At 58.5% G+C, this 26,962-nt stretch carries 25 protein-coding genes; 19 read left to right on the top strand and 6 right to left on the bottom strand.

What is annotated here, in order from left to right; translation table 11 throughout:
• Positions 1 to 18: 18 nt before the first annotated feature.
• Together flgF and HQ945_RS20550 are read right to left on the bottom strand one after the other, a co-directional pair.
• Positions 19 to 744, bottom strand: a complete 726-nt coding sequence (gene flgF, locus HQ945_RS20555) for a flagellar basal-body rod protein FlgF (protein WP_091925073.1) — start codon at positions 742 to 744, stop codon at positions 19 to 21.
• Positions 741 to 1,523 (bottom strand): DUF1217 domain-containing protein, encoded by a 783-nt coding sequence (locus HQ945_RS20550; RefSeq protein ID WP_091925293.1) that lies wholly within the window; start codon positions 1,521 to 1,523, stop codon positions 741 to 743. Before HQ945_RS20550 ends, flgF begins: the two co-directional genes overlap by 4 nt.
• 142 nt (positions 1,524 to 1,665) lie before the next feature.
• Between HQ945_RS20550 and motA the strand changes: the two genes are divergently transcribed.
• The 7 genes from motA to HQ945_RS20515 are packed head-to-tail and all read left to right on the top strand — an operon-like array spanning position 1,666 to position 6,871.
• Complete coding sequence (gene motA, locus HQ945_RS20545) at positions 1,666 to 2,538, top strand: flagellar motor stator protein MotA (RefSeq protein WP_027233093.1); 873 nt, start codon at positions 1,666 to 1,668, stop codon at positions 2,536 to 2,538.
• A gap of 7 nt (positions 2,539 to 2,545) precedes the next feature.
• A complete protein-coding gene (locus tag HQ945_RS20540; RefSeq protein ID WP_162737300.1) occupies positions 2,546 to 3,484 on the top strand; it encodes a FliM/FliN family flagellar motor switch protein in 939 nt (312 codons plus the stop codon).
• Entirely contained in the window at positions 3,465 to 3,917 is a 453-nt protein-coding gene (locus HQ945_RS20535; RefSeq protein WP_113282250.1) for a BAB2_0123 family type IV secretion system effector, read from the top strand. Before HQ945_RS20540 ends, HQ945_RS20535 begins: the two co-directional genes overlap by 20 nt.
• A 22-nt stretch (positions 3,918 to 3,939) precedes the next feature.
• Complete coding sequence (fliN, locus tag HQ945_RS20530) at positions 3,940 to 4,290, top strand: flagellar motor switch protein FliN (protein WP_036815168.1); 351 nt, start codon at positions 3,940 to 3,942, stop codon at positions 4,288 to 4,290.
• Between the two features lie 5 nt (positions 4,291 to 4,295).
• Complete coding sequence (locus HQ945_RS20525; RefSeq protein ID WP_113282251.1) at positions 4,296 to 5,324, top strand: flagellar motor switch protein FliG; 1,029 nt, start codon at positions 4,296 to 4,298, stop codon at positions 5,322 to 5,324.
• Between the two features lie 14 nt (positions 5,325 to 5,338).
• Positions 5,339 to 6,403, top strand: a complete 1,065-nt coding sequence (gene flhB / locus HQ945_RS20520; RefSeq protein WP_113282252.1) for a flagellar biosynthesis protein FlhB — start codon at positions 5,339 to 5,341, stop codon at positions 6,401 to 6,403.
• Between the two features lie 27 nt (positions 6,404 to 6,430).
• Positions 6,431 to 6,871: a hypothetical protein gene (locus HQ945_RS20515; RefSeq protein WP_027233099.1), complete on the top strand. Its 441-nt coding sequence runs from the start codon at positions 6,431 to 6,433 to the stop codon at positions 6,869 to 6,871.
• Here the strand turns inward: HQ945_RS20515 and HQ945_RS20510 are convergent.
• A complete protein-coding gene (locus tag HQ945_RS20510) occupies positions 6,868 to 7,659 on the bottom strand; it encodes a helix-turn-helix transcriptional regulator (protein WP_027233100.1) in 792 nt (263 codons plus the stop codon). The two genes, HQ945_RS20515 and HQ945_RS20510, sit on opposite strands and share 4 nt — an antisense overlap.
• A 331-nt stretch (positions 7,660 to 7,990) precedes the next feature.
• On the opposite strand from HQ945_RS20510, the gene HQ945_RS20505 reads away from it, so the two are divergent.
• Positions 7,991 to 9,145, top strand: coding sequence for a DUF3095 domain-containing protein (locus tag HQ945_RS20505; RefSeq protein ID WP_113282253.1), 1,155 nt, complete (start codon positions 7,991 to 7,993; stop codon positions 9,143 to 9,145).
• 5 nt (positions 9,146 to 9,150) lie between these two features.
• Here the strand turns inward: HQ945_RS20505 and HQ945_RS20500 are convergent, their stop codons facing one another.
• Complete coding sequence (locus HQ945_RS20500) at positions 9,151 to 10,488, bottom strand: nucleotide sugar dehydrogenase (protein WP_174208453.1); 1,338 nt, start codon at positions 10,486 to 10,488, stop codon at positions 9,151 to 9,153.
• 360 nt (positions 10,489 to 10,848) lie between these two features.
• Here HQ945_RS20500 and HQ945_RS20495 point away from each other — a divergent pair, with 360 nt between their 5' ends.
• Positions 10,849 to 12,186 (top strand): adenylate/guanylate cyclase domain-containing protein, encoded by a 1,338-nt coding sequence (locus HQ945_RS20495; RefSeq protein ID WP_027233103.1) that lies wholly within the window; start codon positions 10,849 to 10,851, stop codon positions 12,184 to 12,186.
• The gene (locus tag HQ945_RS20490; RefSeq protein WP_246272751.1) at positions 12,183 to 13,139 is read left to right on the top strand and encodes a polysaccharide lyase family 20 protein; all 957 of its coding nucleotides are present in this window, start codon (positions 12,183 to 12,185) and stop codon (positions 13,137 to 13,139) included. Before HQ945_RS20495 ends, HQ945_RS20490 begins: the two co-directional genes overlap by 4 nt.
• On the opposite strand, the gene HQ945_RS20485 is transcribed toward HQ945_RS20490, so the two are convergent.
• Positions 13,140 to 13,328, bottom strand: a complete 189-nt coding sequence (locus HQ945_RS20485) for a hypothetical protein (RefSeq protein ID WP_113282255.1) — start codon at positions 13,326 to 13,328, stop codon at positions 13,140 to 13,142.
• A complete protein-coding gene (locus tag HQ945_RS20480) occupies positions 13,309 to 13,593 on the bottom strand; it encodes an AbrB/MazE/SpoVT family DNA-binding domain-containing protein (protein WP_174208452.1) in 285 nt (94 codons plus the stop codon). The genes HQ945_RS20485 and HQ945_RS20480 overlap by 20 nt, the downstream gene beginning before the upstream one ends.
• Before the next feature lie 188 nt (positions 13,594 to 13,781).
• On the opposite strand from HQ945_RS20480, the gene HQ945_RS20475 reads away from it, so the two are divergent.
• The 9 genes from HQ945_RS20475 (at position 13,782) to HQ945_RS20435 (ending at position 26,805) form a co-directional block, all read left to right on the top strand.
• A complete protein-coding gene (locus tag HQ945_RS20475; protein ID WP_091925050.1) occupies positions 13,782 to 15,671 on the top strand; it encodes an ABC transporter ATP-binding protein in 1,890 nt (629 codons plus the stop codon).
• Positions 15,665 to 17,581 carry an ABC transporter substrate-binding protein gene (locus HQ945_RS20470; protein ID WP_174208451.1) on the top strand — a complete coding sequence of 639 codons (1,917 nt, stop codon included), beginning with the start codon at positions 15,665 to 15,667 and terminating at the stop codon, positions 17,579 to 17,581. Before HQ945_RS20475 ends, HQ945_RS20470 begins: the two co-directional genes overlap by 7 nt.
• Before the next feature lie 4 nt (positions 17,582 to 17,585).
• Positions 17,586 to 18,584 (top strand): ABC transporter permease, encoded by a 999-nt coding sequence (locus HQ945_RS20465; RefSeq protein ID WP_027233108.1) that lies wholly within the window; start codon positions 17,586 to 17,588, stop codon positions 18,582 to 18,584.
• Positions 18,581 to 19,756: an ABC transporter permease gene (locus HQ945_RS20460; protein WP_174208450.1), complete on the top strand. Its 1,176-nt coding sequence runs from the start codon at positions 18,581 to 18,583 to the stop codon at positions 19,754 to 19,756. The genes HQ945_RS20465 and HQ945_RS20460 overlap by 4 nt, the downstream gene beginning before the upstream one ends.
• A 59-nt stretch (positions 19,757 to 19,815) precedes the next feature.
• Positions 19,816 to 21,021, top strand: coding sequence for a glycosyltransferase family protein (locus HQ945_RS20455; RefSeq protein WP_027233110.1), 1,206 nt, complete (start codon positions 19,816 to 19,818; stop codon positions 21,019 to 21,021).
• A 7-nt stretch (positions 21,022 to 21,028) separates the two neighbouring features.
• Positions 21,029 to 22,282: a glycosyltransferase family 4 protein gene (locus HQ945_RS20450; RefSeq protein ID WP_113282257.1), complete on the top strand. Its 1,254-nt coding sequence runs from the start codon at positions 21,029 to 21,031 to the stop codon at positions 22,280 to 22,282.
• Positions 22,279 to 23,424: a glycosyltransferase family protein gene (locus tag HQ945_RS20445; RefSeq protein ID WP_113282258.1), complete on the top strand. Its 1,146-nt coding sequence runs from the start codon at positions 22,279 to 22,281 to the stop codon at positions 23,422 to 23,424. Before HQ945_RS20450 ends, HQ945_RS20445 begins: the two co-directional genes overlap by 4 nt.
• Before the next feature lie 144 nt (positions 23,425 to 23,568).
• Positions 23,569 to 26,283: an ABC transporter transmembrane domain-containing protein gene (locus HQ945_RS20440; RefSeq protein WP_027233113.1), complete on the top strand. Its 2,715-nt coding sequence runs from the start codon at positions 23,569 to 23,571 to the stop codon at positions 26,281 to 26,283.
• 57 nt (positions 26,284 to 26,340) lie between these two features.
• On the top strand, positions 26,341 to 26,805 hold the full coding sequence (locus HQ945_RS20435; protein ID WP_091925037.1) for a cyclic nucleotide-binding domain-containing protein: 465 nt from the start codon (positions 26,341 to 26,343) through the stop codon (positions 26,803 to 26,805).
• Positions 26,806 to 26,962: the final 157 nt, after the last annotated feature.

Genomic DNA, 26,962 nt, shown 5'->3' with positions numbered 1-26,962 from the left:
GGGCGCCAGGGAAATGGCTCATGTGCTGGACCCCAGGGTCCTGACAGCATCCTTGAACGTATTCTCGCTACCACGCAGCAGCGCATCGACGCGTTCAAAGGCGCGGGAGACATTCATCAGGCGCGTCATTTCGCTGATGGCGTCGACGTTTGACCCTTCGATAGCGCCCTGGATGACACCAGCATCCGGATTGTCGATCGCAGGCTGCGCCGCAACGCTTGGAATGACAGCTGAATTGTCGAAGTAAGTGAGCTTCGCATTTGGATCGATCGTGAACAGTCCGATCACGCCAAGCTGGCGGCCGTTTTGGGTAACTGTTCCGGAAGGCGAAATCTGCGGCGGGCCACCATTGGGATCAATGGTCAGCGGCTGGCCGCCGGCATCGAGAATTGGGTAGCCCTTGACCGACAGGAGCTCGCCCGTCGTCGACATCTGCATGCGCCCGTCGCGGGTGAAAACCTGTCCGGCGGGGGATTGAAGGGAAAACCAGACATTGCCTTTGGCAGCGACGTCGAGCGGATTGCCGGTCTGGGTGATTGGCCCTGCCTCGGTCTTGATGAAGCTCTCGCCGGCGCTGACGAAGCTCGAATTCTCGGCGGCCTTCGAAACCATGACGTCGAATTTCATGCCGGTGGCGCGAAAGCCTGGCGTCGACATGTTCGCGACATTGTGCGCCAGCGCGTCCATGCGCCGTTCAAGCGAGATTTGCGAAGACAGGCCGACATAGATCGAATTTTCCATCAGCGGCCACCAAGCTTGAACGACTGCAGCGTTGTCAGGATGCTGTCGGCGATGCCGATCTGCGTGGAACCGCCGACGAGCAGCGACGGTATGCTGGTCGAGGTCGAAGGGTTTTTCATCTCATACATCGCGGTGAAGCGCGTGATCAGCTTGGCGAGCTTGGCGGGGTCCTTGAGGTCCGCCAGGTTCAGCTTGTCCTCGACCATCTTGGCCTGGCGGTCGATGTCCATGCCGGATGTCTGCGCAGGAATCGAGAAAGTGGTCTGAAAGACCTCAAGCAGTGCTTTGTCGCCAAGAATCTCGTAGGCGTTGGTAATCGCGGGCGCCTTGCGGGCGAAATAGAGCGCCAGACGAACCCCCTCATTCTGTTGGCCAGTCTCCACCTCGAGTGTCTGCCGGACATATTTGTCGACGATCGGCTGCAGCGTTCCTGGCTGGCTCGTGGCCTTGTCGCCGTACTTCACGAAGTTGAACGCGGTCGCAAGCTCCTTGTAGCGCCCGTCATTGAGTTTGTTGGCGAAAGCCTCGTTGCTGTCGATGCCCTCGGTCAACACCTTGCGGATGAACGCCTTGGCATAGGCCATGTCACCAAGGCCGAATGACTTCAATGCAAAATTGTAGAGCCGCGTGTCCTTCATGAAATCGTCGACGGATTTCACGTTCTGGATGTTCTTAAGGTAGTACTCGCTGTCGCGCTTGACCGCGGGTTCTGCAGATACACGGGCAAGTGACCGCGGCAAATCCTTAGCGATCAGGGTGTAGCTCGTCAAAGTGTTCATGATGCGCCTTTCCCGAAGGGTTTGCGCATGTGTCGCAGACCAAGCTTGCCTGAAGCTGTCCGCGCCGTCCCTCCAATCCTGCAAGGTTCACACAAGCCGCAACTGCTAGCTCTTGGCTTCGCTGGCAAACCTGCGGGAGAGTGACTTGGGTATTCTTATTGGACTGGTTGTGACGATGGGGTGCCTGCTTGGCGGATTTATCGCCATGGGCGGACATGTTGCCGTTCTTATGCAGCCATGGGAATTCGTCATCATCGGCGGCTCCGCCTTCGGCACCTTCCTCGTTGCCAATCCGTTTTCGGCGGTCAAGGATACGGGCCGCGCCTGCATGGAAGCGTTCACCAACAAGATCCCCAAACAACGCGATTATCTGGACGTCCTCGGCGTGCTCTACGCATTGATGCGCGAACTGCGCGCGAAATCGCGCAACGAAGTCGAAGTTCACATCGACAATCCAACGGAATCGCCGATCTTTCAGGCGTTTCCGAGCGTGCTGAAGAATCACGACCTGACGAACTTCATCTGCGACTACTGCCGCCTCATTATCATCGGCAATGCCCGGTCACATGAGATCGAAGCGCTCATGGATGAAGAACTCCACACAATCGCCCGCGACAAGCTGAAGCCATACAACGCCATGGTCGCCGTATCGGAAGGCCTGCCGGCGCTCGGCATCGTCGCCGCCGTGCTCGGGGTCATCAAGGCGATGGGCGCGCTCAATGAATCGCCGGAAATTCTCGGCCATTTGATCGGCGCCGCGTTGGTCGGCACCTTTGCCGGCATTTTCCTTTCCTACGGTGTCGTCGGTCCGATCGCGACGAAGATCAAGACGACGCGCGAGAAGCAGAACCGCCTTTACATGATCGTGAAGCAGACGCTGCTTGCCTACATGAACGGCGCCCTGCCCCAGATCGCGCTCGAATACGGACGCAAGACAATCTCGGCCTATGACCGTCCGTCGATCGATGTGGTCGAGCAGGAGACCCTGTCCCCGGCGCCGATGCAGCAGGCAGCATAGGGTGATCATGGAAGCCGAAGCGGAAACCAAACGACCTGACGTCCTCGCCGAGAGCATTCTTCGCGCCGCCGGGATGTCGGTTGATGACCTCAAATCGCTGGAGACCGTCTTCCGGGAGCTCGCGGCGTCATTCGGTGCGCGGTTTGCCGGACAGACCGAGGTGCCTGTTACCGCTGAGCTCGCTGGCGTCAGGACGCTGGAGAAAGACGCGATCACGAACACGCTCGCGCAATCCGGTCTTGTCGGGATGGTGCCGGTATCGAAATGGGGCTCCCGCGTCGTCCTCGCTGCGGACCGCAGCTTTGTCGATTGTGGGATCGAAGCGCTTTTCGGCTCGGGAACGAGTGCCGGAACGGGCAGCGCCGCACGTCCGCTCACATCAGTGGACCTCATCATCGCCCGACAGGTCTTTGCGGATGTAACGGCATCGCTCGACCATATGTTTGCCGCAGGTGCCGAGGGGCTGTTCCAGGTTGGAGATCTGGTCGAGCCGGCTCATCTCGCGCCAAACACAATTTCTGAAACCCGCATGATTTGCTGCGCTGTCACGTTGAAGTCAGCCGGTCGCTCGGGGCAAATACTGATCCTCTTGCCGCGATCGAGCTTCAAGCCCATGCAGGACGCCATAGCCCGCATGCTGCGGCAACCCGCCCATCATTCCGACCCCGCATGGGCAAAGAAGCTGCGGCTCGAAGTCAGCCGCGCCCACATCGATGTGGAGGCCTATCTCCAGCAAGGGTCGATGACGCTCGAGCAACTTGCGCTCCTGAAGCCGGGCCAGATACTTCAACTGCCCAAGGATGCGATCGACCAGGTGCGGCTGCGCAGCGGCCACCAGGCACTCTACAAGTGCCGTCTTGGCAAGGCTGGCAGCGCATTCACGGTCCGGATCACCGACCCCATCAATGAAGAAGAGGATCTCCTTGATGAGCTTGCCGCTGGTTAATCTCGTCTCGATCGTGCTGACCGCCGTCTCGCTTGTGGTTTTCCTGGCGGCCCTGCGCAAGGCAAATCGCCTCAACGCGATGAGCCGGATCGTGGCCCACCAGGTGGCCAGTTCAGCCGCCAACCTGCAACAGGCCTTGGCGATCCTCCAGGCGGAACGCGAGACTTGCCGCGACGAAAGCGTGCGTCTCGAAGCGCGCCTGCGCGATTCCGATCGCGTCCGTTCCGAAATTACCCGGGCCATCGATCTCGTCGAGCGCGCCAAGTCGGATCTGCAGGATGGCGTCCGCACCCCGGCGGTCTCGGTACAGCCTTCCTTTACTGCTGCAAAGGCGGCATCAGCCCCGGCGCAGCCCGAAACTCCGGCAAAAATCCTTCCGGTCTTTGTCAACCGCATCGTTCGCAGCGCAGATGTCGCAAGCGTCGTCCTCTAACCTTCATCGGGATAAATAGATCATGGCCCCCCACGACAGGAATTCGATCGAAGACGAGCTCAACGAAGCGATCGAGGAATTGAAGCGCGATGACTCGCAGCCTCGCAAACAGGCGGGCGCAAAACCCAATATCGATCTCATCATGGGTATACCTGTCGACGTTCAGGTCGTGCTCGGCAGCACCTCCATGCCAGTCGCAAATCTTATGAAGCTCGGCCGCGGCGCCGTGGTGACGCTCGACAAGCAGATCGGCGATCCAGTCGACATCGTCGTCAACGGCCGCGTCATCGCGCGCGGTGAGGTCATCGTCCTCGAAGACGATTCGTCCCGCTTTGGCGTCAGCCTCACCGAAGTCATCGGCAGCGGTGCCTGAGCCGAATGAGCGATCAGGAATCATCCGAAGCGGCAAGCGCCATCCATGACCTCAGCGGTCCGGAGAAGGTTGCTGCATTGCTGGTGGCGATCGGACGGCCGTCCGCATCGCGGCTTTTGAAGCATTTTACTGCCGATGACCTCAGGTCGCTCGCCGGCCATGCCCGCAAGCTGGAGCCGATTACGCCCGGCGACTTTGAGGAACTGGTCAAGGAATTCGAGAATGCTTTCGCCGACGGCGCGCCGGTGTCGGAAGCCGGCATGCGCTTCGAGGGGCTCTTGCGCGATACACTGTCCGCCGAGGATGCGAGCGCGGTCATTGAAAATCGGCGCCCCGAACTCATTACGCAGGAATCGGTCTGGGACCAGCTTCCGCGCGTTCCGGCGGATGTGCTCCAAAGCTATCTTATGGCGCAGCATCCGCAGGTCTCCGCCTACGTCATTTCACGCCTGCCCTCGGACGTCGCGGCAAAGTTGCTCATCCGGTTTGCTGCGGCAGAACGCAGCGCCATTATTCAGCGGACCTTGCACATTCGGAAGGTCACGCCTGCCATCTCGACCATGCTCGAAGGTATCCTGCAGCAGGAGGTGACCGGCAAGGAGAATACGAGCTCGGAAAAGAGTCATCATGGCGCCATCGCCAACATCATCAATCAGCTCGACAAGTCAGATGTCGAGGAAATCCTCGCCGGCCTTTCGGACCTTGGCGCGGACGACCTTGCCAAGATCAAGGCGAAGCTCTTCACTTTCGAGGATATTGCGCGGCTGTCGCAGCGGGCCCGGCTTGTGCTCTTCGACGAGATCCAGACCGATGTCGTTACCACGGCGCTGCACGGATGCGACCCGCATCTGCAGGAACTCATCCTGCAGTCGCTCTCGACCCGCGGCCGGCGCATGGTCGAGACCGAGCTTTCGAACCAATCGAACGTCAACACAAGTGCCGTCACCGAAGCGCGCCGGGTTATTGCCCGCACCGCGATCAGTCTCGCGGAGCGCGGCAACCTCAAGCTCGACGTGGAAGAGCCGGCATCGTGAGACGTGGATAGCCCATGTCGGACGACGCCGATAAAGACAGCAAAACCGAGGAAGCGACTGAAAAGAAGATCAGCGATGCCGTCGAAAAGGGAAATCTTCCCTTTTCGCGCGAAGTGCCGATCTTTGCATCGATCGTTGCCTTTCTCATCCTCACGGTTTTTGTCGCGGTTCCAGGTGGCATGAAACTGACCGCGGTTCTATCCGAACTGCTCGACAAATCGGATGACTGGCGGCTTACGAGCGCCGACGATGCGCGGCAGCTGTTCGGAATTGTCGGCGCTGCAGTGGCGTTGGCGCTGCTGCCGGTCCTTATCATCGTGCCCGGCGCCGGCATCCTTGCGTCTGTTCTGCAGAACGCGCCGCGCATCGTCTTCGATCGAATCGAGCCGCAATTGTCGCGAATATCGCTCGCCAAGGGCTGGTCGCGCGTTTTTGGCACTGCCGGACAGGTCGAGTTTCTGAAATCGACGGTGAAGTTCGTAGCAGCCAGTGTGATCGTCTTCATGATCTTCTTTGAAGACAGCCATTTTTTTGTCGATGCCATCATTACCGAGCCGAATGCCCTGCCGGAACTTATCCGGACTCACATTGTTCGCCTGCTTTCGTCTGTCGCCATCGCTGTAACCGTTCTGGCCGCCTTCGATCTGGCATGGACCCGTATCCATTGGCGCAGCGAACTGCGGATGACGCGACAGGAAGTTAAGGACGAGCACAAGCAGGCGGAGGGTGACCCCCTCGTCAAGTCCCGGCTCCGCTCGCTGGGTCGTGACCGGGCACGCCAGCGTATGATCGCTTCGGTCCCGGGTGCAACGCTGATCGTCGCAAATCCGACACACTTCTCAGTTGCATTGCGCTATGTTCCGGCAAAGGATTCAGCGCCGGTGGTCGTGGCCAAGGGTCAGGACATTATTGCGCTGAAGATCCGGGAGATCGCCGAAGCAAATGGGGTACCGATCTTTGAGAATGTCCAGTTGGCACGGGCGTTGTATAAACAGGTCCAGGTCAACAGTGTAATTGCTCCGGAATTTTACAAAGCAGTTGCCGAGCTCATTCAGTTCGTTAATGCACGTCGAAAATAATTGCCCAGACCGTTATCGGATCAATGCATGAAGAAAACGCAGTATTCCGCAACCCGCGTCGACATTATCTCCGGACATTTGACGGAGGTTGTGGATGATCTTCGGCTCGTGGACGTTGCGGACTACATTGCGTTCATCCGCTGCGAGCTCTTTGGCAATATTGCCGACATCGTCAATTCAGCGACGGAGCTGACATTCTATCCCGACACGCTCACATTCGGTCTAGGCGGCGAGTACACGCTCGACTGGAATACGGCACCGAAGGTAATGCTCGATCTCGAGTTCAAGAACATGGGTGTTAACGCCTATTTCCGGCTGACACTTGGCGCCGATTCAACCGAAATTGATCTCCACCACGTCAGGTTCGCGGAGACGGGCCGGAGCCCGGCCGACAATACCGCCCTTCTCGCCGCGGCCTTCGAGAATGCGCGCCTGCCACAACTGACCGCGTCCGAGAACCTCGGCTAGAATTTGTTGCTGATCGCAGGCATCTCGATCACGCCGAGCGCCAGTGCCGTCGCGACGGTAGAGGTTCGGTTGGAACAGCCGAGCTTGTTCTTGGCGTTGGTCAGATAGGTGACGACCGTCCAGCGTGCAATATTGAGAATCTCACCGATTTCCCCATCTGTCTTGCCGTTCGCCGCCCAGTAGAGGCAGTCGATTTCCCGTTTGGTCAGGAGACTGGCGACGGATGCCGCCAGCGCGGGATTGCGGTTGCTGTGGAGGCTGTTGTGAAGCTTTGCCGACACGCCGGCCAGTCGCTTGCCGATGGCGCCGATCGAGGCCATCTGTTCGGCTGATTGCACGTCGAAGGTGAATTCGGTAACGCCGCGAAAACCGTGCGAGTTCGATGTAGGCACGACGAGAAAGAGGTTGCCGAGGCCGCGCAACTGGCTGTCACGCAGGAACTTCCTTGATTCCAGCGGTAAGCTTTTGTCTTCCGCAAGATTGCGAATCGTGCCGATCGCATCGAAATGCCGGCGCGCCTGCATGATGCCCTGCACCAGCGGATCGACGCGATAATAGTTCTTAGCCGAATAGCGCACGACCCAATGGACCGGCAAGGTCGTCAACACCGAGATTTCAGGATCGCTGCCGCGCTGCGGCTTCGTCAGATCTGAATAGCCGATATGAGTGATGTAGCGACAGCCTAATTGCTGGCGAATATCCCTCAGCATTTCCAGTGTATCTAGTTTTAGGCTGCCACTGGAAAAGCCTTCCTGGAAATCCGGGAAATGGGCCAGATCAAAATGCATGTACAGCGCAAACCATTATTTTCAGCATAATATGCTGGCATCACCAAATAACTCTAGAAAATCAATCGTAGTTTGACGTTCAGAATCAATCACGTGTGGATGGTTGCACTAGCTTGACGCAGTGCACAAGACGCGCACAACTCTATTTTTGGTTCTACACACTTTTGCAGCAATTGAACAATTCATGTTTCGTGCAATTGGTAGTTGAAGATTTCACATCCCGCCACTGTCTCTTATGGTGCATTAAATAAAGACCCAGTTGTATTGCCGCCATGCAGCTTGAAGACTAAACCGGATCGCCTGCTACCGGCGATTGTGCTAATGGCAAACAATGTCCACACAATCGAGCGAAAATTTCTTTGATAGGATCCCCGTCTTTGTGGAATTCGAAGGCGTTGTCGATACGGCGAACTACCAGCCGCTACCCGATGACTGGGTGCTTGCGACAGCAGATATTGTCAGTTCGACCGAGGCCATTGCGGAAGGCCGCTACAAAGCGGTCAATACCGCCGGGGCAAGCGTGATCTCGGCACTGCTCAATGCAGTTGGCAAGAAGGACTATCCCTTTGTTTTTGGCGGTGACGGTGCACTTGTAGCGCTTCCTGTATCGCTCTCGGAAAAGGCGCGCGAAGCGCTCGCCGCCGTTCAGTCCTGGGTCGCCGAGGAACTCGGGCTCAATCTTCGCGCCGCCCTTGTGCCCATAGCGGACATACGGGCGATCGGGCTCGACGTCCGTGTTGCCCGTTTTGCAGTGAGCCCCGACGTTTCCTATGCCATGTTTGCGGGCGGTGGCACAAGTTGGGCAGAAGCGCAAATGAAGGCCGGCAAATATGCGGTGGATCGCGCACCCACGGGGACACGGCCCGACCTCACCGGCCTGTCCTGCCGGTGGAATCCGATTGAAGCGCGCAACGGGGCAATCGTCTCGATCATTGCGGTTCCTGGCACCACCGGTGCCAACGTGCAGTTCCGCAAACTCGTCTCGGATGTCCTGGCTGTTGCCGCTGGCCAGGGACGCGGCGCGCACCCGCTGCCCGCGGAAGGTCCCACCGTCAAGTTTACGACGGCGGGCGTCGACGCCGAAGCGCGCGCAGCAGCGCCGCCGGGCAAGCGATTTACCCGCAAGCTCGCCATCATTGCACAGATCATCCTGATATACGTGCTCGACAAGTTCGGACTGACGGCCGGGGGATGGGACCCGAAAATATACAAGCGCGAGCTGGCGCAGAATTCCGACTTCCGCAAGTTCGATGACGGGCTGAAGCTGACCATTGATATCGAGCCTGAACGCCTGCGCCGTATCGAAATGCTGCTCGACCAAGCTTCGGCCGCCGGTATCGCGCGCTATGGCCTGCACAAGCAGGATTCCGCGCTGATCACGTGTTTCGTGCCGACCCCGATGGCGCACGATCACATTCATTTCATCGACGGCGCATCGGGCGGCTATGCGATGGCAGCGAGCAATCTGAAGGCCAAGCTTTCTTAGTCCGTTCAGGACTTCACGATGTGTTCGACCGAAAGTCCGAGCTTCGCAAAGACGTTGCGCGTATCGATGATCAAGGGCGACCAACGTGCGAGGTGAGCATAATTGACATTATCGTGGTCTGTTGCAATGAGCACGGCGTCATAGGACCGAACGATCTCCTCGGTCAGAGCGATGGATTTGCGTCCTTTCAGACTCATATGTTCACGTGTGGTCGGCACGGTCGCAACGAAAGGATCATGATAGTCGGTAGTGCCGCCGCGTTCCTCGATGATTTCGATCAGGCGCAGGGAGGGGCTTTCGCGGATGTCCGGAACATTCTTCTTGTAGGCAAGACCGACGATGAGGATACGCGAGCGGCTGAGCGCCTTGCCCGCGCGCCTGTCGAGCGCTTCCGCGAGGTTGGCGACGACATAGCGCGGCATCGCTGCGTTGATCTCGCCGGCAAGTTCGATGAACCGTGTCGGCAGTTCGTACTCGCGCGATTTCCAGGTCAGATAGAACGGATCGATTGGGATGCAGTGGCCGCCTAGCCCGGGGCCGGGGTAAAAAGGCATGTAGCCGAAGGGTTTTGTCTTCGCGGCCTCGATGACTTCCCAAATGTCGATCCCCATTGCCGCATAGAGTGTCTTAAGCTCGTTGACGAGCGCGATGTTGACCGCCCTGAAGATGTTCTCGGTAAGCTTGACTGCTTCGGCTGTCGCGTTCGAGGAAACCGGGACGACGGTCTTCACGGCGGCGCCATAAAAAGCCAGCATCAGGGCGCGTGCCTCGTCCCCGTCTCCGGCGACGATCTTCGGAATGGTGGCGGTATCGAAATCGCGGTTGCCCGGATCCTCACGTTCCGGCGAAAAGCCGAGAAAGAAGTCGGTTCCGGATTCAAGCCTGGTCTCCTCGAGGATGGTTTTGACGATATCGTCGGTGGTGCCGGGGTATGTTGTGGACTCCAGGACAATCAACTGCCCGCGACGCAGTGTACGGGCGATCGAGCGGCTCGTCGCCTCGACATAGGATAGATCGGGATCGCGGTGCTTGGTTAGTGGGGTCGGCACGCAAATGACGATAACGTCGCAGGTTGCGAGCAGTGCGAAGTCAGTCGTGGATTTGAAGCGCTTTGTCTTCATCTCGCCGGAGAGCGCTTCGCTGGAAACGGCTTCGATATAGGACTGGCCGGCATCGAGCGCGATGATCTTCTCCGGGTCGATATCGAAACCTGTTACGGCAAACCCGCTCCGCGCCAGCGTTATCGCCAATGGAAGGCCGACGTAACCGAGACCGATCACCCCCGCATGCGCCTGGCGTGTTTCGATTTTGCCGGAAAGAGCAAGATAGGGTGAAGCAGACAAGGTGATCTCTTTCGTGCCAAAGCGTGCGCAAATCTGGGTGCTTTAGATGGCGGCAATGAACAGGTGTGTCAAGCAAGAGCAGCTACTCCGGCGCATGTCAGCTTTTTGAAGACCGGAGGTGCCGACCTATTGCTTCGGCCGGTCGTGACACCCATGTGTGGGAAATAGAACAATGATCGATAAAGGACTGCCCGACGAAGTATCCCCGGTTGCATCGGACTGGTCTCGCCAATGCTGACGTGCCCCACGGGCGACGTTGACTCCAAAGCCCGATTCACTCATTTTCGATCTACACGGATTGGTTGTGCCGATCCGAATTGTGGGGAACGGACGTGGCTCGTATTTTTGTAAGGACAAGCGATGAGCGCGACCCAATCTGATGTCTCCACCATTCTCCTCGACAAGGTAGCCGACTGGCTTACGCACGCCTCTCTCGCCGGTGACAATCTTGAAACCATCGTCAGGGGTTTTTGCGAACGCATAGCTGCGGCTGGCCTCCCCATCGCGCGCGTCAACCTGTCCTTTTCCATGCTGCACCCGCTCTACGACGCACTGGGTTTTACATGGATGCGCGCCACGGGCATGAGCGTCGAGGGATATCGCCACGATCCGGCCGGCAAGCCAGAGCGTTTCCTGCAAAGCCCGTATTTTTATCTTCTCAACAATAATCTTGAACATTTGCGCCGCCGGCTCGACAGGGACGGTCCGGTGGAATTCCCGGTCCTCGAAGAACTGCGCCAGGAGGGAATGACCGATTACCTCGCCTTCCTGCAGCCATTCGGCGGCCAATCCACGCAAGGCATGATGGGTTCGTGGTCGACTGACAGCACCGGGGGGTTCAGCGATGCGATGATTGCTGCGCTGCTGCGGCTGCAAAACCATCTCGCCGTTGCGGCCAAGATGGCCGTTCTGGGCAAGCTCGCGGACAATATGCTGACGACTTATCTCGGCGGCAATGCCGGCAAGCGTGTTCTCGACGGCCAGATTAGGCGCGGGGACGGCGAGACCATTCGCGCCGCCCTCGTCATGGGCGATATGCGGGAATCGACCATGCTTGCCGAAAAGGAAGGCCGGCAGGCCTATATCGACACACTCAATCATTTCTTCGACGCGATTGCCGCCCCGTTCAACCGCAGCGGCGGTGAAATCATGAGCTTCATGGGTGACGGCTTCCTTGCGGTCTATCCGTGCGGCCGCCACAAGGATCCGTCGAAGATTGCCTGCGATGCAGCGCTTGCTGCCGTTTTCAAGGCGCAGGCGCGTGTTGCCGAACTCAACAAGGATCGCCGCAGCAACGGGCTCAGCGATGTTCGCTACGGCATCGGCCTCCACGTCGGCAATGTGATGTTCGGCAATGTCGGGCTCAAGGATCGCCTGACGTTTTCGGCATTCGGCTCGGCCGTCAATGAAGTGCAGCGGTTGCAGGTGCTGACCAAAAAATATTCGCATGAAGTCATCGCCAGCCAGGCCTTTGCCTCCTATTGCGGGGGCGACTGGACCACGCTCGGCGAAGAACAATTGCGCGGTGTCGGCCACAAGGTGACGGTGCTGCTGCCGAACGCTTCAGGCGATCCGATTAAGATTGATGACGCCTACGACGATGTTGCTTATGATGGCCTCTCGGAAGCCGAACAAGTCATGCTTCTGCACCGTGATGCCAAAACCCGTCGCCCTCTATTGGAAAAATTCATGCAATGATCGGAAAGACGCTTGCCATGGCTTTCTTCGCCGGAACTCTGAGCCTCAGCCCCGCGGCAGCCGATCCGGCAAGCGACTTTCTCCATGACGGGTTTGACGGCGCCGACTTCGCGCCAAGCGGCGGGCTCTACTATCGCAAGAATTTTGAGCAGCGTGCGGGAACGGCCGAATTTCAGTCGGAGGTGAAGCTCACTGGTTCCGGGGCCCTGAAACTGAGCGTGCGGCCATTCTGCCCGGCTTCGCGAAAGAACTGCAGCGAGCGGGCTGAAATCTGGGAAAAGACCGATCGTCGCGTCCCCTATGATCAGGGCGTCTGGTATGGCTTCGCGGTCAAGTTCGCCGATCCAATACCGATGGGCGACCACCGCTACCTGATTGCCCAATGGAAGCGTGAAATCGGACCGGACGCCGTGGGCGATTTCAGTCCTTTCCTGGCGCTGCGCCTCAATCAAGGCAAGCTCTTTGCGACGATCGAAACGAATTATGTGGCGCCTGGCGCCCAGACCACCGACAGCGTGAAGTCGTGCGGCGAAGCCAAGACGCCCATTTGGTATCGGCCGGACGTCAACCAAATGCGCGCACTGATTGCCACAGACCCGACATGGACACCTGAGAACGGTAGCCAGTTCAGCGCGTGCACCAACGAGATCGTTGTGACCGATCGCGGCAATAAACTGCCGACACCGGATTCAGGCTGGATCGACTTTGCCATTTACAGCAAGCCCGGCCCGGATGGCTCAGGCCATGTCGAGATTTTCGCCAACAAGAAGTGGATTGTCACGGTCAAGGGCCGCATTGGCCATGGTGACGAGGGCCTCGGCAAGAACCAGTACTTCAAGTTCGGTCCCTACCGCGCCGCGGACGATACCAATTGGACGCTCTATTATGACAATTTTCGCCGCTCATCGCGCTGCGAGGACGTGCTTGGCGCGGATGCCTGTCCGACGCCGTAGCTAGACCGGCCGCCTCACCTCCAGCGTAGCTTCACGTTTGGCGATCTTGATGAAGTCCGCATCGAACGACATCATCGCTTCGCAATTGGCACTTGAGGCGAGGTGAAAAAGTCCATGCCTTCTCTCGCCAATGTCAGCGCCTCGCGGCCAGAAAGCAGACACAATAATATCAGAATCGACCGCGATCATTCTTTTCCCTGAAGGCCTCTGTTACCGCGTTGTCCATGTCCTGCAGTGATCGCGGTCGGCCGTCGTGTTTCAACATGCCGGCCACGTCTTCGATTCTGGTCGGTGCAAACAGGGGAGCGTTCTTCAATAAGATGCCGTCAAGCGTTTCTTCGATAAGAAGGCGGGTGCCGGCATGCCAGTGCCGCTCCTTGCGCACTGCCGCCGGAAGGACGACCTGACCCCTTGTGGATACGACTGTTGTCAGCCTCTCATCATGCTTGGTCATTGAAAAACCACCCCGTTAGCAAGACGATAGTAAGTTCGTGGCTCCCAGCGCAATTGCCAAGAGCCTTCACTCTAATTGGCAGGCGCACGATCACGCCTGAGCCTATCACGCTAGACTCCCCCAAGACCGTACGATAGTCTCGGCACAATAAACGATAAATGATGTGCTGCGGGGAACAGTTGGCTCTCATGAAATCCGGGTCTGATCTTCTGCGTATCGAAAACCTCGGTATCTCCTTTTCGATGCTCGGTGGCCGTTTGCACGTCGTCAAGGGCGCCAATCTGCGCGTGCTCCCCGGGAAAGTCACAGCGCTCGTCGGCGAGTCCGGATCCGGTAAATCCGTTATAAGCCAGTCGGTCATGGGTATACTGCCGAACACGGCAAAGGCTACCGGCAAGATTCTTTTTACCGATCCTCTCGATGGCAGGACCACCGACATTCTGCAATTGCCGACTGACGGCGAGCAGATCAGGGCGCTGCGCGGCAGCCGCATGGCCAAGATTTTTCAAGAGCCCATGACCTCCCTGTCGCCGCTTCATACTGTCGGCAACCAGATCAGCGAGGTCCTGGCGATCCACACTGAGTCTTCCAAGGAAGAGCGCCGCGCGCGAACCGAGGAGATGCTGGATAACGTCGGATTTTCCAATCCAAGCCGCACCTATGATATGTACCCTTTCGAGCTTTCGGGCGGTATGCGCCAGCGTGCAATGATCGCCATGGCGCTGATCTGCCGGCCCGCGCTCCTGATTGCCGATGAGCCGACGACGGCGCTCGATGTGACGATCCAGGCGCAGATACTGGAGTTGCTTCGGGAACTCCAGCACAAGCTGAACATGGCGATGCTTCTGATCACCCATGATCTCGGCGTTGTCGCCAACATGGCCGATGAAGTCGTGGTGATCTATCACGGCGAGATCATGGAAGCCGGACCCGTCGAAGCGATTTTCCGCAATCCGCAGCACGCCTATCTCAAGGGACTCATGGCCGCGGTCCCGCATTTCGATATGAAGCCGGGCGAGCGTCTGAAGGCTCTGCGCGAAGTCCCGGTGAAGACGGACACGCTGTGGGCCAAGAAAAAGGAAGTTGCGAACGCGCCTGAGATCCTGCTTTCGGTCCGCGATCTGACGAAATCGTACAAAACCCGAAAATCCGGTCTTTTTGGCCGCAAGCATACGACGGAAGTGCGCGCTGTCGATGGTGTCAGTTTCGATATCAGGCGGGGCGAATGCCTTGGCCTCGTTGGTGAAAGCGGCTCCGGCAAGACCACAGTCAGCAAGATCCTTATGCGGGCCGTCACGCCCGACAGCGGGTCGGTGACGTTCGATGACGGCTCTGGCAAGATTAATGTACTCACGGCCCAGGGCGACGATCTCATGGATCTGCGCACCCATATCCAGATGGTTTTCCAAGACCCGGTGTCGTCGCTTTCGCCGCGCATGACCGTCCAGAATATCCTGAGCGAGCCGCTTGAGATCCATGGACGTGGCGACCGGGCCTACAGGCTCGAAAAGGTGCGCGGCCTGATGCAGGCCATAGGTCTCGACCAGCGCTTTCTCAATCGCTACCCGCACAGCTTTTCCGGCGGTCAACGCCAGCGTATCGGCATCGCCCGTGCGCTTGCCCTTGGCCCGCAACTGCTGATTTGCGACGAGCCAGTATCAGCGCTCGATGTGTCGGTGCAGGCCCAAATCCTCAACCTCCTCAAGGACTTGCAGAAGCAGCTCGGCTTGACCTATCTCTTCATTTCGCACAACCTCGCCGTCGTTGATTACATGGCGGACCGTATCGCGGTCATGTGGGGCGGGCGCATTGTCGAACTCGCCCCGAGGGAGGTCATCCTGCGCAACCCGGTCCACCCCTATACGCGCGGTCTTCTCGCCGCCGTCCCCTTCCCCGACCTTGATCGCCCGCTCGATTTTACGACGCTGCAGGCGAGCGGTGCTTCGGAACAGGGCGAGTGGGCGCCGCAATTCAGGCCCGATGAAGCAGGAGACCCGCTGATACCCGCCGATCTCGGCGACGGTCATTTTGTCCTTGCACGAAAGAACGTTGACGTTCGGGAGCTTCGCCCTTGGTAACGCGTCGTACAGTTCTCGGCGCACTCGGCTGCGCCGTCCTGCCCGGGGTCGCGCGAGCGGCAGACCGCGAGATGGAGCACGAGCCGGATTTCCTTGCCGATCGGCTCCTTGCCCGCAGTCTTCCTCCGATTTCCGAGCGGCTGCCCAAGCAACCGCGCATCGTACCGCTGAAGAGCATGGGACGGATGCCCGGCAAATATGGCGGGACGATCCGTACCATCATCGGCAGTGCCAAGGATATCCGGCTGATGACGATTTACGGCTATGCGCGGCTTGTCGGGTACGACGAGCGTCTGGTCTTCCAGCCGGACGTTCTCGAAGCATTCCAGTCGGACAAGGATACGGTCTTTACCTTCAAGTTGCGGGAAGGACACAAGTGGTCGGACGGATCGCCATTCACGACCGCGGATTTCCGCTATTGGTGGGAAGACGTCCTTTTGAACAAGGACCTGACACCAGGTGGCGGTGCGCTTGAGCTGCGGGTCGATGGCAATCTGCCGCGTTTCGAGGTCGTGGATGATCTGACGGTCCGCTATTCCTGGGAGCGGCCCAATCCGAATTTCCTCCCTGCCCTCGCCGGGCCGCAGCCACTCATCATTGTTGGCCCGTCGGCCTATATGAAGCAGTTCCACAAGAAGTATCAGGACGAATTTCGGCTTTCCGCACTGATGAAGGAAAACCGCGTCAAGAAATGGGCTGATCTTCACATCAAGATGGCGCGCGAGTACCGCCCCGAGAACCCTGAACTGCCGACGCTCTATCCTTGGAGGAATACCACAGCGCCCCCGGCGGAGCAGTTCATCTTCGAGCGGAACCCCTATTTCCACCGCGTCGACGAGAACGGCAAGCAATTGCCCTATGTCGACAAGTTCATCCTCAATGTCAGCTCGTCGTCCATCATCCCCGCCAAGACCGGGGCGGGTGAAAGCGACCTGCAGGCGACGGGTATCGATTTCAACGATTACACGTTCCTGAAAGACGCCGAAGATCGCTATCCGGTGAAGGTCGATCTGTGGAAACTGACGCGCGGCTCGCGCCTCGCCATCCTGCCGAATCTGAATTGCGGTGACGATGTGTGGCGAAACCTTTTCCGCGATGTGAGGGTGCGGCGCGCGCTGTCGCTCGCCATCGACAGGCATGAGATCAACATGGCTGCTTTCTACGGCCTCGGAAAGCCCAGCGCCGATACTGTTTTGCCGGAAAGCCCGCTGTTCAAGCCGGAATATGCCAAGGCGTGGATAGACCATGATCCTGAGCAGGCCAACGCATTGCTCGATGAAGCCGGCCTTCAGATTCGCAATGACGATGGCATTCGGCTTCTACCTGATGGCCGGCCTGCGGAGATTACGGTCGAGACTCCGGGCGAAAGCACGCTCGACACCGACGTTCTCGAACTCATCACCGATCATTGGCGCAAGGTGGGCCTGGCCTTGTTCACGCGAACATCGCAACGCGACATCTTCCGTAGCCGCGCGCAAGGCGGCCACATCATGATGTCGATCTGGTATGGCATCGAAAATGGCGTGGCAACCGCCGACATGAACCCGCAGCAGCTCGCCCCGACTGCCGACGACCAGCTGCAATGGCCGCTCTGGGGGATGTACTATCTCTCGCTCGGCCAAAACGGCAAGGCCCCCGATCTGCCGGAGGCCGTGGAACTCGTCAATCTGCAGAACAGCTGGCGCGCATCCTCCAGCATGGCCGAGCGTACGGAAATCTGGCACAAGATGCTGTCAATCTATACGAGCCAGGTTTTCTCGATCGGTATCGTGAACGGGACGCTGCAGCCCATCTTGCGCACAGCGCGCTTGCAGAATGTTCCGAAGCAGGCGCTCTACGGCTTCGATCCCACCTGCTATCTCGGAATTTACATGCCCGATACATTCTGGCTGAACGAGGAGCAGGTTTAGAATGTTGTTGAAGTACATCTTGTGGCGCATCGCCGCGATGATCCCGACCCTGCTCATCATATCCGCTCTCGTGTTCACCATCATCGAATTGCCGCCCGGCAACTTCCTCGATAGTCAGATCGCGGAGATGCAGGCACAGGGCGAAACGGTGAACCTCCAGGATATCGAGGAACTGCGCCATCAATACGGTTTCGACCAGCCGCCTGTACTGCGCTATTTCCACTGGCTCGGCGGGATGCTCCATGGCGATTTCGGCTACTCCTTCGAGTATCAGCTGCCGGTCAGCGAAGTCGTCGGCGAGCGCATGTGGCTGACGATACTCGTGTCGTTCGTGACGATCATTTTTACCTGGCTGATTGCATTTCCGATCGGCATGTATTCCGCGACGCACCAATATAGCTGGGGCGACTACGGACTGACGCTTTTTGGTCTCCTTGGCATTGCTATTCCGAATTTCATGCTGGCGTTGATCCTGATGTATTTCGCCAATATCTGGTTCGGCACGTCCATCGGGCATTTGATGGACCAGAAATTCCTGAACGAGCCGATGAGCTGGGAGAAAGCCAGGTCGATACTTTCGCATCTTTGGATCCCCGTCATCATCGTCGGGACGGCCGGCACCGCGGGCATGATCCGGCGCCTGCGTGCCAACCTGCTCGACGAGTTGCAAAAGCAATATGTCATGACGGCGCGCGCCAAGGGGCTTCACCCGTTCAAGACATTGGTCAAATATCCGTTGCGGATGGCGCTCAACTTCTTCGTTTCCGATATCGGATCCATTCTGCCGGCGATCATCTCGGGTGCGGAGATCACGGCCATCGTGCTTTCGCTCGAGACCACCGGTCCCATGCTCATCAAGGCGTTGCAAAGCCAGGATATGTACCTTGCCGGCTCCTTCCTGATGTTCCTCGCTTTCCTGACGGTCATCGGCGTCCTGATATCGGATATCGCTCTTGCCTTTCTCGACCCGCGAATTCGGCTTGCCGGCAGGAGCACCAAATGACGGCACAGCTCCCCTCTCCCGGTGCGCCGCTGCAGCACTATGTTTCGACGGCGCCGTTCGATCCCATGTCGATCGAGGTGATGACGGAGGAGCAGGCGAAGCTTCATCTGGCTTCGCAGCGGAAGCTCATGTGGTGGAAGTTCAAGCGTCACAGGCTCGCGCTTGCTTCGGGTATATTCCTGCTCCTGCTCTACGGCATGATCGTCATTGCTGAGTTCCTGGCGCCGTACAACCTGCATACGCGTAATGTCGACTTCATCTATTCGCCGCCGCAGCGAGTTCGCCTGTTCCACGACGGCAATTTCGTCGGGCCTTTCGTTTACGGGCGCCAGATGTCGCTCGACATGGATACGCTGAAGCGCACCTATTCCGATAACCGCAATGACGTCCAACCAATCCGCTTCTTTTGTCGGGGTGACAGCTATAAGTTCTGGGGAGCTATCGAGAGCAACATCCATCTTGTTTGCCCGGCGGTGGGCGGGCAGATGTTCCTTCTCGGCACGGACCGTCTTGGCCGCGATGTCCTGTCGCGCATTATCTACGGCGCCCGCATATCGCTCACGATCGGCCTTATCGGCATTACGATCAGCTTCGTCCTCGGCATCGTTATCGGCGGGCTTGCCGGCTATCACGGCGGGGTCTTCGATCTCCTGGTGCAGCGCGTCATCGAAGTGTTGCAATCTTTGCCTAGCTTGCCGCTTTGGATGGCATTGGCGGCTATCATGCCGGTAAGCTGGAGTCCGATCCTGATCTATTTCGGTATCACGCTCATTCTCGGCATGCTGGACTGGACGGGGCTGGCGCGATCCGTACGCTCCAAGCTGCTTTCGCTGCGCGAGGAGGATTACGTTCTCGCCGCACAGTTGATGGGCGCCAGCAGCGCCCGCATAATCGGGCGTCACCTGGTGCCCGGTTTCATGTCGCATCTAATTGCAACGGCTACGATTTCCATTCCCGGGATGATCCTCGGCGAGACCGCGCTGAGTTTTCTCGGACTTGGCCTGCGGCCACCCATAACGAGCTGGGGCGTGCTGCTGACTGAGGCGCGCAGTGTCAATGTGATCGCATTCTATCCCTGGCTGCTGTTTCCGATGATTCCGGTTATTCTTGTCATTCTCGCATTCAATTTCTTGGGAGATGGGTTGCGCGATGCCGCCGATCCATACAGATAAGGGCCCAACAGGTTCGGGTGCACTGTGCGGGTCAACCCGCAAAACAAAGGGTTTTGACCATGATGCGGCGTTTCGAAGATGCTCGGATCCTGATGTACAGTCACGACACGTTCGGACTCGGCCACTTGCGCCGTTGCAGGACCATTGCGCATTCGCTGGTCGAGGATTATCGCGGGCTTAACATCCTCATCATCTCTGGCGCCACTATTGCGGGGGCGTTCGACTACCGCGCCCGCGTCGATTTTGTGAAGGTGCCGAGCGTCATCAAGTTGCGCAACGGTGAATATACCTCGCTTGCGCGGCATATCGATCTGCATGAGACCTTGAAGATGCGCCAATCGATCATCAGGCACACTGCGGAGACGTTCCAGCCGGATATCTTCATCGTCGACAAGGAGCCGATGGGGCTCAAGGGCGAAGTCGAAGAAACGCTCGCTTACCTTAAATCGCGCGGGACCACCCTTGTCCTCGGATTGCGCGAGGTCATGGATGCACCGCATCTGCTCGAGGCCGAGTGGAAGAACAACAATGTGATGCGCAAGATCGACCAGTTCTACGACACGGTGTGGGTCTATGGTCCGCCGGACTTTTATGACCCGCTGGTCGAACTCGACGTGCCGACGTCTGTGCGCGACAAAATGAAATTTGTCGGTTTCCTCCAGCGTAGCCTCTCGAACGACAGTGCGCCCACACATGTCCCCGAGGGCGACTATATATTGGTGACGACCGGCGGGGGCGGTGACGGCGCCGATCTCGTGCACAATGTCATCCACGCCTACCAGCAGGACCCGACCCTGCAGCACAAGGCGTTCATCGTGCTCGGACCCTATATGCCTGCCAAGCAAAGGGCCAAGCTCGTCCAGAAGGGCAGCAAAATACCGCAGATCCAGGTCATCGAGTTCGATAACCGCATGGAAGAACTGATCGCGGGCGCGAAGGCCGTGGTCGCCATGGGCGGCTACAACACCTATTGCGAGATCCTCTCCTTCGACAAGCCGGCGCTTATCGTTCCACGCGTAGCTCCCCGCGCCGAGCAGCTCATCCGTGCGCGGCGGGCCTCCGAACTCGGCCTTGTCGAGATGCTGCTGCCCGAACAGGCGGACAATCCGCAGCTTCTGGCGGAAGTGCTGAAGCGCCTACCGCATCGTGCGCCGCCGTCGCAGACCGGCAAGGGCATGCGCCTCGAAGGGCTCGTCCATATTTCCGAGATCGTCGGCGACTGGCTCGACGAGCGCGAGCAGCCGCTTCCGGCCGTCGCGGAATAGCCTTTATATGCATTCGCCTCTGATACGTCGAAAGACGCTTGTCGTTCTTAAAGGCTACCCGCGCCTTTCGGAAACGTTTATCGCTCAGGAACTGCTTGGACTGGAGCGCGCCGGCTTCGATCTCACGCTCATCTCGATGCGAAGGCCGACCGACAAGAAGCGCCATCCCATTCATGACGAAATACGCGCGCGGGTGGTCTACCTACCTGAGTATTTGCACGAAGAACCCTTGCGCGTTTTGCGTGCGCTGGTTGCCGGATGGCGCAAGCCGAACTTCAGCGAACTCCTAAAAAGATTCTGGAAAGATTTGCGCCGCGATGTCTCGCGCAACCGCTTCCGCCGGCTCGGCCAGGCCCTTGTCCTTGCCCATGAATGGCCGGACGCAGGCGAATGGCTCCATGCCCATTTCATCCATACGCCGGCCTCCGTCACGGCATATACCAGCATCATGACCGGCGTGCCCTGGTCCTGCTCGGCACATGCGAAAGATATCTGGACGTCGCCCGATTGGGAGCTGACTGAAAAGCTCGCTGACGCACGGTGGAGCGTGACGTGCACGCGCTCGGGATTCGAGCACATGCGCGATCTTGCTCCAGCCAAGGACCGGGTGCACCTGAGTTATCATGGGCTCGATCTCGAGCGGTTCGGACGCTTCGATGCCGAGCGGTCAAGACGCGACGGATCGGATGCGTCCAACCAGGTACAGATCTTGAGCGTCGGCCGTGCTGTGCCCAAGAAGGGTTATGATGTGCTTTTGGAGGCCTTGGCGCTTCTGCCGCGCGACCTTCATTGGCGGTTCGTGCATATCGGTGGGGGCAATGAACTATCGCGGCTGCAGCCGCTTGCCACGAGGCTGGGCATCGCAGATCGAATCGACTGGAAGGGCGCCCTCGCTCAGGTGGATGTGCTGGACCACTATCGCCGCGCTGATGTTTTTGCTCTCGCCTGCCGGGTAGCAGCAGACGGCGATCGCGACGGCCTGCCCAATGTTCTGGTAGAAGCGTCCAGCCAAAATCTCCTCTGTGTTTCAACGAATATTTCGGGCGTTCCGGAATTGCTGACGGATGACGCGAATGGTCTTGTCGTCGCGCCCGAAGATCCGCAAGCGCTGGCGGCCGCGCTCGAGCGTGCCATCCGCGATCCGGATCTGCGGCATCGGCTCGGTGAAGCAGCAGAAGCACGCGTGCGCGAACATTTCGACCACGATTCGAGTATCCGGCAATTGACGCGGCTCTTCGAAAGCGAATGGCAGAAGGTATGACTCCACCGCGCATATTCTTTTACGTTCAGCATTTGCTGGGTATCGGTCATCTGGCGCGGGCGAGCCGAGTAGCTTCGGCGCTCGCTGCCGCCCATTTTGACGTCCTGGTCGTCACAGGAGGCACAAAGGTTCCAGGATTTCCCGCAGAAGGGATCAAATCTGTCGCCCTTCCCGCCGTTGTCGCCGCCAGCGCCGGTTTTTCGGGCCTTGCCGACATCAATGGTGACACGGTGGGTGAGGAATTTCTCGCCCGCCGCCGCGCCCTTCTGCTGGAAGCTTTCCACGAGATGCAGCCTGATATCGTGATTACAGAGGCTTTTCCGTTCGGCCGCCGCCAGATGCGCTTCGAACTCCTGCCTCTACTCGGCGCGATTGAAGCCATGGCCCCGCGTCCGATTGTCGTGGCGTCGATCCGCGACATCTTGCAGGAACGCGCGAAGCCTGGACGGGATGAAGAGACGGTGGCACTCGCTAAAGAGCATTTCGATCACGTACTCGTTCATGGCGATCGCTCCTTCGTCAGCCTGCCGGAAACCTTTCCGCTGGCGGGCGAGATCGAGGAGAAAATCATTTATACGGGGCTCGTCGCCGCACCGGCCCCCGAGGAACCGGATGACGTGTTCGACATCGTTGTTTCTGCCGGTGGAGGCGCGGTCGGAATTGACCTTATTCTTGCCGCCCTTGCTTTAGCGCGACGGTCGAACCCGAACAGATCCTGGTGTCTTATCACCGGCCCCAATCTGTCAGAGACCGAGTTCGCCGGACTTGCAGCGGACTTGCCTGATCATGTCCGCCTTTTTCGCTTTCGCAAGGATTTTCCCGCCTTGCTCAAGCGCGCAGAGCTTTCCATCTCGCAGGCCGGGTACAACACCGTCTGCGACATCCTTCAGGCGGGGTGCCGCTCGATACTGGTTCCCTTCACTGCCGGCGGCGAAACGGAGCAACGCTTGCGTGCAACGCGGCTCGCGGCCATGGATCGCGCGGTCGTCGTGCCGGAAATGGGGCTGAATGCCGGGACGCTCGGCAATGCGCTGGACGTGGTTCTGGCAAAGCCGCGCCCGCTTGCGGGCGGGCTCGATCTGAAAGGCGCGCAACGCACCGCCGAGATCTTGCGGGAACTCGTCGAGGCGCGCGGGATTTAAACAAATCGCGCTTGCGACCTGTCATATAGCCTTCGCGGAACGGATGCTGTAGGCTAGGACGATTCAACCATGGAGTTCATCCATGTGCACTTCAAACGTTTCAGTTCTTGAAATGCCTGCTGGATTCACAGCGTACGGTTACCAATGGAAAAAAGCCTAACCCGTTATATCTGGTCGCATACCCGGCTCCAGCAGATGTGGATTCTGTTCGTGGTCGCGGTTTCAATGATTCCGTACTTCCTGTCGTTCGACCTGCCGAAACAGATCGTCAACGGTCCGATTCAGGGAACGGGGTTTGACACGCCAGGTTCGACGCAAACCTTCATGCGCATTGAGTATGACTTTCCCTATATCGGCAACATCCTGTTCTTCGAGGGACTGCAACTGACGCGCTTCCAGATGCTGATGGCCCTCAGCCTGGTATTTCTCTTCCTGGTCGTCATCAACGGTCTCTTCAAGCTTTACATCAACACCTATAAGGGCCGGCTGGGGGAGCGAATGTTGCGGCGCATACGCTTCGAACTGGTCGACCGGGTGCTGCGTTTCCCGCCGGCAACTTTCAAGCGGGTGAAGTCGGCCGAGATCGCGACGATGATCAAGGACGAGGTCGAGCCGATGGGCGGCTTTACCGGCGATGCCTTCGTTCAGCCCGCGCTTCTGGGCGGCCAGGCAATCACGGCGCTGGTCTTCATCATCATGCAGAATTTCTGGCTGGGAATGATTGCGGCGGGCATTGTCGCCGTGCAGGGCGTCGTCATTCCGCGCATGCGCAAGCGTTTGCTCGAACTTGGCCGCCAACGCCAGCTGACCGCGCGCGAGCTTTCGGGGCGCGTCGGCGAAATCGTCGATGGCATCGGCACGATTCACGGCAACGATACGTCTAATTTCGAGCGTGCCGACATTGCGGCCCGTCTCGGTCTTATCTTTTCGATCCGCTATGACCTTTACCAATGGAAGTTCCTGGTGAAGTTCATCAACAACTTCCTCGCGCAGGTTACGCCCTTCCTGTTTTATTCCATCGGCGGCTTTCTGGCGCTGCAGGGACGGCTCGACATCGGTCAGCTCGTCGCGGTGATCAACGCCTACAAGGATCTGCCGGGGCCGCTCAAGGAGCTCATCGACTGGGATCAGGCGCGGCAGGACGTTCAGGTCAAGTATGCGCAAGTGGTCGAACAGTTCAACGTCGAGCGCCTGGTCGATCCCAAGATCCAGGCCCTGTCGACCGATCCCATCAGTCCCCTCGAACATTCGCTCCATGCAGTGAATCTAACCGTGTCAGACGATGCAGGCGCGCCGCTCCTGCGGCATGTCTCGCTGGAAATCATGCCTGGCGAGACCGTTGCCATCGTCGGCAACAGCAGCAGCGGCGCGGAGGCACTTGCCGAGGCATTCAGCCGTCAGGTCTGGCCGGATCAGGGCCGCATCACCATTGACGGGCGCGATATTCTGGAACTGCCCGAAGCGATTACCGGGCGACGCATCGCCTATGCTTCGTCCGACACATATTTCTTCCAGGGAAGCTTGCGCGACAATCTTCTCTATGGCCTGAAGCATGCGCCGATGGTCCCGGTGGAGTATGAGGGCAAGCTTGCGGATCAGTACAAATGGAACATCATCGAGGCCCGCAAGGCCGGTAATCCCGAGCTCGACGTAAACAGCGACTGGGTCGATTATGCTTCGGCCGGGGTGACAGGGCCCCAGGATCTCTTTGACGTCTTGCGGCCGGTGCTCGATGCCGTGCTGATTTCGCAGGACATCCTCGACATGGCGCTGAATTCGCGCGTCAATACCGCCGCCCATGGCGATTTGACGAGCCGTATCGTCGAGTTGCGCGAAGCGCTGCGCGAGCGCCTGAAAAAAGAGGATCTCGACGACCTGGTCGTGCCGTTCAAGCTCGATGCCTACAATCCACAGGCGACAGTCGGCGAGAACTTCCTGTTCGGGTCGATGAAGCGGCCGATGATGACCAATCGAAAGCTTGCGGCGAATCCCTATTTCCGTTCGGTTATGCGCGAGACCGGCCTGCTCGATGACCTTTACGCAATGGGTCTCGAGATTGCCGAGAACGCAGTCGAACTCTTCCAGGATCTGCCCCCCGACCATCCGTTCTTCCAGCAGCTCACTTTCATGACCGCCGACGATATTCCAGGCTATCAGCAGCTCCTGCAAAAACTGAAGGGGCGCGACATCGATGCCGCCTCCTCGGATGAACGCACCAGCATTATCCGCTTGAGCTTCTCCTATATCGAGCCGCGGCACCGTTTCGGTCTCTTGAATGATGAATTGATGGCCAAGATCGTCGAAGCGCGCGGTCGGTTCCATCGCGATATGCCGGAGGATCTCAAAGCCGTCATCGAGCGCTACGACCCGGAGAAATTCATCGCCTCGGCGACACTCATGGACAACGTTTTGTTTGGCAGGGTTGGGGTTACGCAAGCAGATGGGACGGACCGCATCCGCGCCATCCTTCGCGATTTGTTCGACAAGCTCAGCCTTTTCGAAAGCGTGCTCTCCATCGGCATGGATTTCGATGTGGGTTCGGGCGGCAAACGCATCACAAATGTGCAGCGGCAGAAGCTCAACGTCGCCCGTGCCCTGTTGAAGCGCGCGGACTATGTGATCTTCAATCGCCCGCTTCCGGCACTCGACCAGCGCGTTCAGGATCAGATAACCCACAAGATCATGGAGGACCTTCACAAGGAAGGACGCCCGCCAGCCATCGTCTGGGTGCTGTCGAATTCGGCGCTTGCAAACCTCTTTGACCGTGTCATCGTGTTCGACAAAGGCACGCTGGTCGAAGAGGGAACGCACGCGACTCTTCTTGAGAAAAACGGTATATTCAAGGAGCTGGTATCGTAGAATACCACGGAACCAAGGGGCGAAGTGGAAGACCTAAAAAGGGGGCAGTGTACGTTCATGTTGCTGAAAGACGAAGTCGAAATGCTACGGCGGGTGCCGCTGTTTTCGGGTGTTGCCCCTGCCAAACTCAAGCTGCTGGCCTTCACCTCCGACCGCGTGAGCTACAAGGCCGGGCAGACCCTTTTTCGCCAAGGGGATCCAGCCGACGCCGCCTATGTCATCCTGACCGGCGGCGCCGATATTCTGTCGGAGACCCCGAGCGGCGAGATCAAGGTCGCCGAGATCGAACATGATTCCATCGTCGGTGAAATCGCCATTCTGTGCGACGTATCGCGAACTGCGACCGTGCGCGCCAACTCGGCGCTGGAAGCGCTGCGCATCAGCAAGGATCATTTTTTCAAGCTTCTGAGCGACTATCCGGAAATGACCATTGAAATCATGCGCGTCCTTGCCGACCGTCTCAGCCATACGACGACCGAGCTTAGCGAAGCACGCAGCAGGCAAAAGCAAACGGCAAAGTAGTCCACGGCCTTAGGCTTATTCGATTTCGCAGATTTTTCCGGTTGCGAGATCGATCGTGAAATTGCGTGATGGATGGCCAGATAGATATCGGGCCATCATGCGAAACAACCGCATAAACGTGTCCTGTGCCTCGCCCGATTTCACCGAACTTTGGTCG

The organism is Phyllobacterium pellucidum (assembly GCF_013327855.1).
GTDB lineage: Bacteria > Pseudomonadota > Alphaproteobacteria > Rhizobiales > Rhizobiaceae > Phyllobacterium > Phyllobacterium pellucidum.
This window is presented reverse-complemented; position numbering and strand designations above follow the sequence as displayed.